Consider the following 12,242-nt stretch of genomic DNA (forward strand, 5'->3'; position numbering starts at 1 on the left):
ATGGACTGGGTGACGGCCAACCAGCGCCTGCTCGCCGCCGAGATCACCCTGATCGAGGCACGGCTGCGCCGGCACCTCGGCCTCCTCGGCGAGGACGACCCCGAACTGCGGCAGGCGCAGCGCACACGGGGCGACGCCGCTGCCGAGCTCCGTGGCCAGGCGGCCCTGGACGCGGTGGAGCGGCACTTCCGGCTCGGCCCGTTCGAGCGGGACGTGCTGGTGCTCACCGCGGCCGATCAACTGGACGCGCGGATCGGCGCACTGTGCTCCCTGGCCAACGGCGGTGCCCACGACCGCCCGACGTTCGCGCTCGCGCTCGCCGCGCTCGACGACGCGCACTGGAGCGCGCTGACGCCGGATGCGCCGTTGCGGGCCTGGCCACTGCTGGAAGTGGGGGACGGTCGGCTGACGGAGGCCCCGCTGCGGATCGAGGAGCGCGTCCTGCACCATCTGCTGGGCGTGTCGGAGCTGGACCGGCGGCTGTGCCCCTACGCCCGGCCGGTTCAGGCGCCCACCGTGCCGCTGCCCGAGACTCTCGCCTCGGTCGTCGGCGAGGTGCGCGACGCCTGGGCGCCCCAGCGGCACGGCCCGCCACCCGCCGTCGTCCTGCACGGACCCGAGCCCCGGGACATCGCCGCGGTGGTGGCCGTCGCGGCTGACGGCCTGCCGGTGTACGCCCTGGACGCCACGGACCTCCCGGCGGACGTCGCCGACCGTGACACCCTGGCCCGGCTCTGGACCCGGGAGGCGGGACTCGACGGAGCGCTGCTGGTGGTGGACTGTCACGGCGGCGACGTGCCGGAACGGCGCGCCGTCGTCTCGTGGGCCGCCCGCGTCACCGTTCCCGTCGTCATCGCGGCACCGGACCCGATGCCCGTACCCCGCGCCGCCGTTCAGATCCCCGTGCGACGTCCGCCGCGCGCGGAGCAGCGCGCCCTGTGGCGGTCCGTGCTCGACGCATCCGGCGCACCCGACGAGAGCCTGATCCGGCGTATCGACGAGGCAACCACACAGTTCGACATGGGCTACACCGACATCGTCGAGCTGGCCGGGGACGCCGCGGCGGCGCCCCGGACGCTGTGGGACCTCTGCCGCACCCGGTCCAGGACCCGGCTGGGCGATCTTGCCCAGCACATCGAACCACGGGCCCGCTGGGCACACCTCAGACTCCCGGCCGGGCAGACCTCGATCCTGCGGGACATCGCGGCCGAGGTTCGCGGCCGGGCCAAGGTGCACCACCAGTGGGGATTCGCCCAGGAGTCCGCGCGAGGGCTCGGGGTCAGCGCGCTGTTCGCCGGCCCCTCCGGCACGGGCAAGACGCTCGCAGCCGAGGTCATCGCGACCGACCTGGGCCTCGACCTGTACCGGATCGATCTGTCGGCCGTGGTCAGCAAGTACATCGGCGAGACGGAGAAGAACCTGCGCGCGGTCTTCGACGCGGCCGACAAGGGTGGGGCCGTGCTCCTCTTCGACGAGGCCGACGCCCTGTTCGGCAAGCGGACCGAAGTGCGCGACAGCCATGACCGCTACGCGAACATCGAGGTCAGCTACTTGCTCCAGCGCATGGAGAGCTACCGCGGTCTGGCCATCCTCACCACGAACATGCGCTCCGCCGTCGACCCCGCGTTCCTGCGGCGCCTGCGCTTCGTGGTGAACTTCCCCTTCCCCGACGCGGCTCAGCGCGCGGACATCTGGCGTGCCGTCTTTCCGGCAGAGGTACCGACGAACGGCTTGGACCCCCATACCCTGGCCCGGCTGAACGTCACGGGTGGCAGCATCCGCAACATCGCGTTGCACGCGGCCTTCCTGGCCGCTGACCGGGACGAGCCGGTGACCATGACCCACGTCCTGCACGCCGCACGCAACGAGTACGCCAAGCTCGACCGGCCGCTCACCGAGGTGGAGGCGGGAGGCTGGACATGACCGGCGACCGGCGCGGCCTCGAACTGCGCATCGGCGAGATCGCCGTACGCGGCGTGGAACTGCGCCGGCCGGACCTGCTCGGTCCGGCCTTCGAAGCGGCGCTCACCCGCCGGCTGCGCGAACGGGGGGTTCCGCCGGGCTGGACCACCGGCGAGGTCAGCCCACCGAGCAGACCGCTCACCCTGACGGTCGCACCCGGCGCCGGCGCCGAAGAGATCGCGGAAGGACTGGCTCGTACGGTTTACGCGGGGCTGGGCGGATGAACGGACCGGAGAAAGGAGGCAGGCGGTCCGCGCACCGCGCCCCCGACACCCCAGGCAGCCGCCGGGACCCGTCCGCGGGGCTGACCGCGCGCACGGACCGGCTCGGACCGGCCCGCGACACCGGCGGCAACCTGCGGCGGACCGGCCGTCAGGCGGCGCCGACGGCCTCACGGGCCCCGATCGTCGTCGACGCCGACGGCGTGCGCGCCGACCTCACCGCCCGTCTGCTCACCCGGCTTGCCGGCCGACTGGGGTTCTCCCTCTCGGCGGCCAGGGTGGTCGTGGACGGCGAGGCGGCCCGCAGAACGGCGCCGCGCGGCGCGCGGGGCCTGATGACCGGCGGCGTGATCTGGTTGCATCCGGACCGCTACGACCCGGCGACGGCGTCCGGCCGTGCGCTGCTCGCCCACGAGGCCACCCACCTCGCGCAGCGGACGGCGGGCCCGGCCGGAGCGCGCCGGACCACGATCGCCGACGCCGAGGCCGAAGCGGCCCGCACCGCCGCGGACTTCGCGGAGGGCCGGGACCTCGCCGCACCGGTCGCCCGGCTCCCGGAGAGCGCCACGGCGGCCGACACGGGCGCACCGGCCACGGCTGGAGTCCTCGCCGGGCCCCGGACGCGGACCACGGGCGAGGACGTCGAGGTCTCCACCGTGTACGCCGAGGACATCGACGTCATCCGTGACCGGCTCGGCTGGCCCGTCGGGTCCGACGACGTCTCGTACGCGCTGGCCGTACTGGACCGGCACCCGCTGAGGATCGCCCTGACGATCTGCGCGGCCGTCGGCATCCCGTACCTCGACCGTCTCACGAGCCATCTGAGCGACGCCCAGCGCCGCTCGCACCGGCAGTCGGTGCTGGCCTGCTACGGCGCGTTGCCCGGCCCCAACCGGCACGGACTGGGCCCCCGTCTCTTCGACGGCATGGACCTGAGCGCCGCGAGCACGGAGGAGCGCGCCGTCGTCGGGGATCTCTTGCGCGGGCTGCCGGACAGCGCCTTCCAGGAAGTCCTCCAAGGGCCGCTGCGCACGCAGATCCTGCAGGTCATGCAGACCCCGCAGCCGCCGGGGGAGGAGAGGCGCCCCGCCGCGGCCGGCACCGTGACGGCCGCCGCGCCGGGCGAGGGACCATCCAGCGCCCGCGTGCGACGGGCGCACCTGGCGGCACGCGTGGGCGCACTCCTGCGTGACTCCGGCGGACGGGCCGTGCACGACGCCCTGCTGCTCCTGTGCTCGCTTCTCGGCGACGACCTGGCGCAGATGCCGAGCACGCCCACGGAACGGCCGCTGTGGGGCCCCTTGCTCGAGGTGGTCCGGGCCATGGAGGACGGCGGTGTCGTGCGGCGGCTGATCAAGGCGCTGCCCGAGCAGGAGCGCTCCGAGACGAACCCGTTCGGCCGTGTGCTGCTGGAAGTCATCAGACACCGGCCGGTCGCCGCGAACCTCGCCCACCTGCAGGATCTGCTGTCGTACGGATTCTTCGGCAGCCTCGGCGGAGCCCGCGACGCGTGGCTGGCCTACCAGATCGTCCGGCGGCTGCCTCCGGCGGACCAGGACCGCTGGCTGCGACTCGACGGCGGAAAGTGGTTCCGGCGCCTCGAGGACCACATCCCCGACGACAAGCGGGACCGCTACGAGGGCGTCGCCGTCGAGCGGTCTCCCGAGGGCCGGCTCGCCGACGTCGCCTCGGAACTGGCCGAGCCGCTCAGCGGCCGGGAGGGGCGCGAGGTCTGGACCGGGATCGTGGAGCTCGCGCGCCGGGGCGTCGACGAAGCCCGCGCGCCCGGCCTGCTGCTGCGTATCCACGGAGCCGGGGAGCGGCTGCCCGCAGCGCGCCGCGATGCGCTGCGGCGGGCGGTCGTGCGCCGCCTCGACCAACTCGGCATGCTCTCCACCGTCCTGGTCCGCCTGCCCGACCGCTTCCTGCTCGACTCGGACAACCTCGGCCTCGTACGGGAGATCGTCGGGCTGCGCGACACCGCGCACCTGCGGCGGCAGATCGACGACCTGATCTCGCGGAACTTCTGGTCGCAGATCCCCGTCATCGGAGTCCTCTTCTCCCCGTGGTCGCTCTCCGCGCACGAGGCCTTCGTCGCCTTCCAGCTGGTCCGGGCGCTGCCCCGGACCGACCGCGACGAGCTGGCCGCCGACGGGCGATGGGAAGCGCTGACGGCCGCCCTGACGGAGGAGATGCGACGGTCGGCTGGGGCACATCTCTTCACCGACCGGGACGGACACGAGCGGGAAGGGCTCCAGGAGCGTCTGCGCGACGACCGGCTGTGGAACCCCGGCCGAGCTCCCGAGCTGCGGACCCTGGTACGCCTGGCGATCGAACTCGGCCTGCGGCGCTTCGTCTTCGAACGGTCACGACAGACCCGGGCCTTCGAGAAGGCGGAACTCAGACCCATGGTCGAGGCGTTCCAGCTGTACGCGGAGCCCGAGCGGACGCACTACACCCCGATCGTGCTGAAACCGGAACCACCGGCCGATCTCAGGAGCCTGATCCGTCAGGCCGGGGGCTGGCTGTGGGTCAACGTCCCGCGCCTCGGCCGGATCCTGGGGCACGCACGTCTCGACGAAGACGTCGTCGGAGTGGACGGCCTGGCCGTCGGTGGCGGCGGCAGACTGACGCTGCACTACGGGCGCAGGACCGGGCTGCTCCGGATCGATCTGGTCGGCACGCTGGACCTCGGGCCCTTCGACCACGTCTCCACCGGGGTCGGACTACGGGTCGGCCGGATCACGCTCAGCGGCCTGCACGGCGTGGCGAGCTTCCCGGCGGAGTTGGTCGATGCCCCCTCGGACGCCCAACTCACCCTATCCCAGGCCCAGTTGACGGACCTGCTGGTAACGGGCGAGGACCTCCTGCTCGGGGCATCGAGGATCGTCGCCGACCGGCTGGAGGTACATCTGGGTGCGACCGGCGCCCGGCAGTCCGTACCGCACCCGCCGGCAGACGGCCTCGGCCTTCCGATCCCCCTCGTCCTGCGCATCCTGACGTACTTCAGCAAGGTGGCCGGGTTCCTCCACACGTCACCCCTGCCCCTGACGTTCCCGCTGCAGAGCGTGGAGGTCACCGTCGGCAGCCTGACGTTCGAAGGGCTCGCCCACGGCTCCGGAGCCACGGCGCACTCCGTGCGCTTCGAGAACCTGTTCGCGGGCGCGAGCCTGAACCGCCCCGCCTATCTCCGTGCACTGGAGAAGGTGCTGCGACGACGGCTGGCCCGGGAGAGGAAGCGCCCGGAGGGCAACGCCGAGCGGACCCGCGCGATCGAGCAACAGCTGGCTCAGGTGGATCGGTCGCTGAAGGAGGTCGCGGAGAGCGAGGAGCAACTGACCCGACTGCGCTGGGACTACGTTCGCGACCCGGGCGGCCTGAGCGCCGCGGACCGCCGGAAGGCGGCCGGACTGGAGCGCGCACTGTACGGCGGCGCCGTCATCGACGCCGAACGGATCGTGGTGGAGGGCCTGGACGGATCGCTGCGGGCGAAGGAGGTGACGTTCGAGGGCTTCGGCGGCGAGGTAGAAGGGCCCCTCCTCACCCCGGACACGCCACCCCTGTCCTCGGTCTTCGTCACTGATGCCGAGCGCATCGCCGAGTTCCGCAAGCGCGGGCACCCCGCCGGCGGGGCGGGTGCGGACGCGACGAGGGCGTCCCTGCCGCTGCGCGCCGAGAAGGCCGTGATCACGGACCTGGCGTACCTCGCCGACATCCCCAGCGCCACCTCGTTGCGCAAGCAGTTGGACGGCCTGCCGCCAGGCACCCCGGCCACCGGCCGGGATCAGCTCGCGACACTCCTCGGGCGGGTCATGGACTACGAGCGGGTGGAGGAGCGCGCCCGCAACCGGCAGCGACCGCCCCTGACCCCGCAGGAACAGCTGGATCACTCGGCGGAGCGGGACGCGCTGAGAGCCCACTTCGGCCTGCGCGCGCGGACCGTGGAAGCCCAGGGTGTGGGAGTGGACCTGCTGCTGGGTCCCTCGCCGGCCCAGGTCGCGGCGATCGGCGCCGGGGCGGAGTCGGTGACGGCTCACGACGTCACGTACGGAGGTCTGTTCACCGCGAAGCAGATCGAGGGCAAGCGCCTCGGCGGAACCGTGGTGGACGATCCGGCGTACGGCCCCGGAGGACTGGCGTTCGAGTTCCACGCCGGCGAATTCACCGTGCAGGGACCGGCCGTCGACAGGACGGGCGCACGGGCGGACCACATCGGGGTCAGCGGCGTGACGGGACGGCTGGGCCTGGGGCACGACGGCCCGCTCGAGAGCATCGACATTCCCGTGCTCAAGGTGGCCGACGCCACGGTGTCGGGGATCGACTACCGCGGCACCGACGCCTGGGTGCACTCCGAGGGCGTCACCCGTATCCACGGGGTCCTCCTCCAGGGCAGGGCGACGCATCCGCGGGCCGACGCCACCGCCGGCTGGCTCGTGCACCTCTCGCACCTGCGTCTGGACCGGGTGAGTGCCGGGCACCTCATGTACGAGCGTCTCGCGCGCGGCCCCGCCTTGCGGGTGGAGATCGCCTCGGGCTCGCTGCTCGGTGTCGACGTCCAGGGACTGGAGTTCGCCGTCGGCGGCGGGGAGTCCGCATCGGTGCGGCAGCTGGGCCGGATGGAGCTGGGCGGCCTCGACCGACTGAGGTTCCAGGTGGCCCTGGGAGCCCTGGACGGCTCGGGAACGCTGACCAGCGTCACCCCGGAGGGCGCGCCCCGCGTCACCGGCACCCTGGTGGTCACGTCGGGCACCGACGCCGTCGACGGCGGTGAGCAGGTCGACCTGCGGGGCCTTCAGCTGACCCAGGTCGGTGAGCAGGGCTTCCGCACCCGCAACGGGCGGCTGAGCATCACCCGGCTCCTCGTGGGTGAGGCATCGGTGCACCACAAGGACGGGGAGTGGACCGTACGGGGTCTGCACGTCCCCGAACTCCGGCTCGGCAACCTCGACTGGCACACCGCCGACGACGCACGGCTCCAGTCGACCGGGCCGACCGTGCTCAGTGACCTGCGGGTCAACGGCACGCTCCGCACCGGGAAGGACCGGCCCACCCGTGTACACGTGGAGCACCTGGGAGTCGGGTCCATCACCGCGGCACAACTGGCATACCACCAGGACCGACTCCACCTGGAGCTGGGGCGCCGGCCGGGTACCCCACGGCAACGCGGGCGTGCGCCACTGGAGATCCGCGACATCGTCCTGCGCGAGCTGGACTGGACGGCGGAACGCGGAGTCAGCTCCGGCACGCTCAACGCGGCGTCCGCGACAGCGGAGTTCCACGGACAGCTCGCCGCGCATCTGTACGCCGAGGCGACCGTCCACGCCACCTCGCTGGCCGCGACGTTCCTCGCCAACGGCCATGTTGCGCTGCGTGTGCGCGGTCGGGCCGACACGGGACTGGCATGGGCGGACCCCGGCAGGACCGGAGCGACGGAGTCCGCCCAGGAGGCCGAGGCACACGTCGTCGTCGGCGGGCTCGACACCGGCGTCGTCGACATCGGACCCGAAAGCATCACCTTCGGGCCCGGCACCGAGCCCGGGCTGCGGATCCGCGACCTCGCCGTGGACGAAGTCCACTACCGGTCCGCGGACCTGCGACTCGACAGCCTGCCCGGCGGACACGGTGTCATCCTGCGCCGCATCGCCGCGAAGCTCCGCGTGGAACTGCGCAGTTCCGCCGAACGGGCAGCCGCCGGGCGAGGTGCTTCCGCCATTCGGCGGATCGTCCTGCGGGAAGTCGGCGTGGAGGCCATCGAGGCCGACGGGATCAAGGTGACGCTGCCCCATGTGGTCGCACCCGACCCGGAGGGGCACGAACGGCCCGTCGAGATCTGGATCGAGCCGGGGCAGACGGGAGTGCTGCACGGCGCGAGCCTCGTCCTGCCTGCCGACGGCGTGTCCCTGGCCGCCTCCACGTCCCCTTCCGGGGGCTGGGTCATCCCCGAGCTGGAGCTGCGGGTCGGGGGCGCGACCGACCCGGTCACCGGGGCCAGGACCGCCGACGCCCTGCTGATTCCCGAACTGCAGGCCCGGGTCGCGGGCATCTTGCGGGAGGCGCACGCCGTCGTCGCCGTCGAGCGGATCGACGTGCGCTACCTCACCGGCGGCGACCTCGTCCTCGACCTGCACCGGCCCAGCCTCAGCGCGATCGAGGCGGTCTTTCGCAGCTACCCCCGGCACCGGCTCCGGATCGCCGGCACCGGCCAGGAGCGTCCACAGGCGGGTGGAGTGCGCGCTGAGCACACGCGGTTCGACACGCGCACCGGCCAGCTCACCGCGACCGCCCTCAGCCTCAGGTCGCTGCGGTACGAGAACGCCGAGGCCGGTGCGGAGGTGACGGTGGAGCAGGCGACGGTCCCCGACAGCTTCGCCGTCACGCTGCCGGGCAAGGGGCGGGCCGCCCGCGGTGAGGTGGGCGAGCTGGAGATCCACGGCGCGTGGTTCCACGTCGACTTCTCGTACGCGGCCCCCAAGCCCGGGCAGCCGCTGCCGTGGACCGCGACACTGAAGCGCCTCGGCCCCTACGAGAGAGTCTTCGACTCGCTGCAGGGGCGGATCGGACTGACGATCCACGAGTCCGAGTCCAAGCTGTTGCGGCTCCCCGACACGCCGGTCGACCTGAGTGTCGTTGACGGACGTCTCGAATACCGCCAGATGGAGCGGCAGCTCATCGGCAGAGCCCGAGGGCTGCTGAACTTCGCCCTGCATCGCTCTCCGTCCGAGCTGGAATGCGCGGTGGAGATCCCGACCGCCCAGGGCTCGACGCGGATTCCGCTGGCGGTGTGGGCGCTCGATCGTCAGGAACTGCGCCAGGCCGAAGCCTCTGAGCGGATCCGCATCTGGCGGCTGCTCCACGTGGAGGGCCCGGCCCGGCAGTTGCTCGACCAGCCGGGCGGGAATCCGCCCCAGAGCACCCCCAGCCCCATCGAACTGCGCTCCATCGACCTCGATGTGTCGCTGCGCAGTGCCGATCCGGTCCCGGTCGACCTCTTCCAGGCCTCGGACGGCAAGATCCAGGGGAAGATCACCCTGGCGCGCGACGCACTGGCCGGCCTGCGGCTGACGGGAGACCTGCCTGGCACCGTTCACCAGCAGCCCGCCAACGTGGCTCAGGCGAGGATCGATTCGGTGCTGATCCGGCTTCCTGGCGGCCAGGAAGCCCGCACCGGCGAGATCGTCGTCGACAAGGTGAGCGGCGTCCAGATCAGCCTCGACCCCAGTTGGTCCCCGCGGTGGATCGCAGGCCGCATCGAGCACGCCGTGGCCCGCGCCATCGTCTGGAGCACACCGTGACCGAGTTCGCCCGTCTGCCGCGCGTCCACCGGGACCACCCGGGAGGCGGTCATGGCCCCGACCGGCCCGCCGAACGGGAGGCCGACCGGGTGGCACGGCGGGCACTCCGCTCGTCGGCCCCCCTTGGCCGCATTCCCGGGGGTGAGGTCCCGGCAGACACGTGGCACGGCCGGATGCCCGGAACAGGCCACCCGCTGGACGGGACCGAGCGGTTGTTCTTCGAGTGGCGCTTCGGCGCGGACCTCGGCCGGGTGCGCGTGCACGATGACGCCACGGCCGCCCGCGCGGCCGAAGCGGTACAGGCCCGCGGATACACCGTCGGCGAGCATCTGGTCCTCGGCGCGGATGCCGATCGCGAGGTGCTCGCCCATGAACTGGTCCATGTGCTCCAGCAGCGCAGGGCGGGCCGTACGGCGCTGCAGCGCCAGGAACGCCCGGCGGCACGGCCCGCACTGGGACCGCCGGCCGCCCCCTTCGACGTGGTACGGACCCGGCCGCCCACGGAGGACGCGAAGGTGCTCTTCCAGCAGGATTCGACGTCGTTCTCCAGCTTCGACCTGGAAGCGCTGCGGCCCGCCCTCCAGGGCGGGCGTCCGCTGGCTGCGGACGTCGACGGCTACGCGAGCCAGGAGGGCGACTCCGAGCACAACGTCCATCTGTCCGCGCACCGTGCCTTCGTGGTGGCCGCCGCGCTCACCACGCTGCTGCCCCCGGGCTCGGTCGTCCGGCTCCACGCGCACGGGGCGACGAACGAGTTCGGTGACACCCCCGGGCCCAACCGCCGGGTCGGCATCCGGCTCGCCGAACTGCGGGAGCCCTCCGCACCACCGGCCGCCGCACCACCCGCCGGACCGATTCCCAAGCTGGAGCTGCACATCGACCCGAGGCGCACGCCCGTCGGGCCCGGCACGGTGCCCGACCTCCGCGATCTGCGGCTGCACATGCCCGAACCGTTCCACGGGGACCCGTACCGCCGGGACCCGCACGGCCTGGTGCCCCCTCTGCGTCCCCCCGGACCGGGCGCCACCCTCCCGCCCGGCGTGTTCGCACCGCCGCAGGCCCACCCCCCGCTGGTCGACTGGCCCGGACTGCGCAAGACCTTCGTCGAGCACGGAGCGGGGGGAATCAGCACCCGGGACGCCGTCACCGCCGAACTGTTCACACGCCTGTGGTACCAGCGCTACCGAGACCTCGGCATCCCCGCGGAAACGGCCCGGCAACTGGCCAACCTCGGCACCCGGTTCCTCTTCGCCGGGGAACTCCGCAAGGAGGGCGACACACTGGCCGACCGGGTCGAGAACGAACTGCGTCGACAGGGGGTCTCCACCGCGACCCTCCCCGTCGACATCCTGGACCTCCTGCGCCGCCTGAGGGGGCAGAAATGACGTCGCCCTCCTCCCCGCGCGTCGTGCGCGGCGGGATCGTACTGCTCGACCCGACCAGCAGCGCGGTGCGCCGGGTGATCGCCCTGCAGTACAACCCCGACAGCGTCACGCGCACCTTCCAGGTCCGCGGTGCGGGCGGCGACGCCGGAGCCCGTGCGGAGGTGCTCCGGCTGACCGGGCCGCCCGCCCAGACCATCAGCCTGGACGCCGAGTTCGACGGGGCGGACCAGCTGGAGTTCCCCGACGCCAATCGCACGGTGGTGGAAGTGGGGCTGCGCGCCCAGCTGGCCGTCCTGGAGACCATCGTGTACCCCACCGCGGACGCGGTGCGGGCCGCGGCCGCACTGGCAGCGGCCGGCTCCCTGGAGATCGCTCCGGCACCCGCACCGCTGACCCTGTTCGTCTGGTCCAAGGAGCACATCACACCGGTGCGGATCACCGAGTTCTCCATCACCGAGGAGAGCTTCGACACCAACCTCAACCCGATCAGGGCCAAGGTGCACCTCGGGCTGCACGTCTCCACCGTCAACGACGTCGGAGCGGGCACCGTGGCCGGCAGCCTCGCCATGACCCACCACCGGCGCCTTGAGCAACTCGCGTCGCGGCAGGCCCCCGCGCGCTTCGCCGCACTCGGAATCGAGCGTTTGCCATGACCGCCGACATCACCGCCTTCCTCGCCTCCGTCACGGGCGCCGAACCGGTCCACCAGGCACCGAACAGCCGCTACCGGGACACCCCCACGGCCGAGCTGAGCAATCCCGACGGGACGGTCACGGTGCACCTCAGACGCCGGTTCGTGCCCCGCCCGGACCAGTTGCAGGCCGTGGGACGGGTCCGGGTCCGGGACGGGGACCGCATCGACACGCTCGCCGCCGAGGTCTTCGGCGACCCGACCCTGTTCTGGCGGCTCGCCGACGCCAACCTCGCGACACGTCCGGCCGCGCTGACCGACGAGCCCGGCAGGGTACTGCGTGTCTGCGCCGATCAGGGCATTCCCGAAGGGGTCACCAGTGCTTAGCGGGATCACCTTCACCCTGATGCTGGGCGCCGTCCGGGTCCAGCCGGTACCCGCGCAGGTCGCGGAGGCACTGACGGAAGCACAGATCACCGTGTCCGCCGGGCAACGCAGCGGTTTCCAGCTCACCTTCGCCCTCGACAAGGACGGCGTACTCAACCGTCAGCTCCTGCCGGGCCGCGCCCTCGATCCTCCCAACCGGATGATCCTCGTGGTCCACATCGACGGTGTCCCCACCGTCCTGATGGACGGGGTGATCACCCGCCATGACGTGACGCCGAGCAACGACGCGGCCCGCTCCACCCTCACCGTCACCGGAGTCGACGTCACGCAGATGATGGACCTCGTCGACATGAGCTGGCTCCAG

The 12,242-nt window shown here is 72.6% G+C and carries 7 protein-coding genes (1 of these 7 running past the window's edge); all 7 read left to right on the forward strand.

Translation table 11 applies throughout. The annotated features are described in order from the left end of the window. Tightly spaced (each overlapping or abutting the next), the 7 genes in view from ACWC94_RS22280 to ACWC94_RS22310 form a layout consistent with a single transcriptional unit that may run on beyond the window. Entirely contained in the window at positions 1-1,923 is a 1,923-nt protein-coding gene (locus ACWC94_RS22280) for an ATP-binding protein (RefSeq protein ID WP_450798626.1), read from the forward strand. Continuing rightward, complete coding sequence (locus ACWC94_RS22285; protein WP_450798627.1) at positions 1,920-2,186, forward strand: hypothetical protein; 267 nt, start codon at positions 1,920-1,922, stop codon at positions 2,184-2,186. The genes ACWC94_RS22280 and ACWC94_RS22285 overlap by 4 nt, the downstream gene beginning before the upstream one ends. Then, positions 2,183-9,475: an eCIS core domain-containing protein gene (locus ACWC94_RS22290; protein WP_450798628.1), complete on the forward strand. Its 7,293-nt coding sequence runs from the start codon at positions 2,183-2,185 to the stop codon at positions 9,473-9,475. The genes ACWC94_RS22285 and ACWC94_RS22290 overlap by 4 nt, the downstream gene beginning before the upstream one ends. After that, positions 9,472-10,860, forward strand: a complete 1,389-nt coding sequence (locus ACWC94_RS22295) for an eCIS core domain-containing protein (protein WP_450798629.1) — start codon at positions 9,472-9,474, stop codon at positions 10,858-10,860. The genes ACWC94_RS22290 and ACWC94_RS22295 overlap by 4 nt, the downstream gene beginning before the upstream one ends. Continuing rightward, positions 10,857-11,513, forward strand: a complete 657-nt coding sequence (locus ACWC94_RS22300; protein ID WP_450798630.1) for a hypothetical protein — start codon at positions 10,857-10,859, stop codon at positions 11,511-11,513. Before ACWC94_RS22295 ends, ACWC94_RS22300 begins: the two co-directional genes overlap by 4 nt. Further along, entirely contained in the window at positions 11,510-11,878 is a 369-nt protein-coding gene (locus ACWC94_RS22305) for a hypothetical protein (RefSeq protein ID WP_450798632.1), read from the forward strand. The genes ACWC94_RS22300 and ACWC94_RS22305 overlap by 4 nt, the downstream gene beginning before the upstream one ends. Next, positions 11,871-12,242, forward strand: the 5' end (the start) of a protein-coding gene (locus ACWC94_RS22310) for a hypothetical protein (protein ID WP_450798633.1). 795 nt of this gene lie beyond the right edge of the window; only the first 372 of its 1,167 coding nucleotides appear in the window; its start codon is at positions 11,871-11,873; its stop codon lies beyond the right edge, outside the window. The genes ACWC94_RS22305 and ACWC94_RS22310 overlap by 8 nt, the downstream gene beginning before the upstream one ends.

This window comes from Streptomyces sp. NPDC001135, assembly GCF_053598395.1.

What these genes read in the sequence shown, in the direction of transcription:
- ACWC94_RS22305 (WP_450798632.1), top strand. Translation starts at nt 11,510, where the DNA reads ATGACCGCCGACATCACCGCCTTCCTCGCCTCCGTCACGGGCGCCGAA.
- ACWC94_RS22285 (WP_450798627.1), top strand. Translation starts at nt 1,920, where the DNA reads ATGACCGGCGACCGGCGCGGCCTCGAACTGCGCATCGGCGAGATCGCC.
- ACWC94_RS22290 (WP_450798628.1), top strand. Translation starts at nt 2,183, where the DNA reads ATGAACGGACCGGAGAAAGGAGGCAGGCGGTCCGCGCACCGCGCCCCC.
- ACWC94_RS22280 (WP_450798626.1), top strand. Translation starts at nt 1, where the DNA reads ATGGACTGGGTGACGGCCAACCAGCGCCTGCTCGCCGCCGAGATCACC.
- ACWC94_RS22300 (WP_450798630.1), top strand. Translation starts at nt 10,857, where the DNA reads ATGACGTCGCCCTCCTCCCCGCGCGTCGTGCGCGGCGGGATCGTACTG.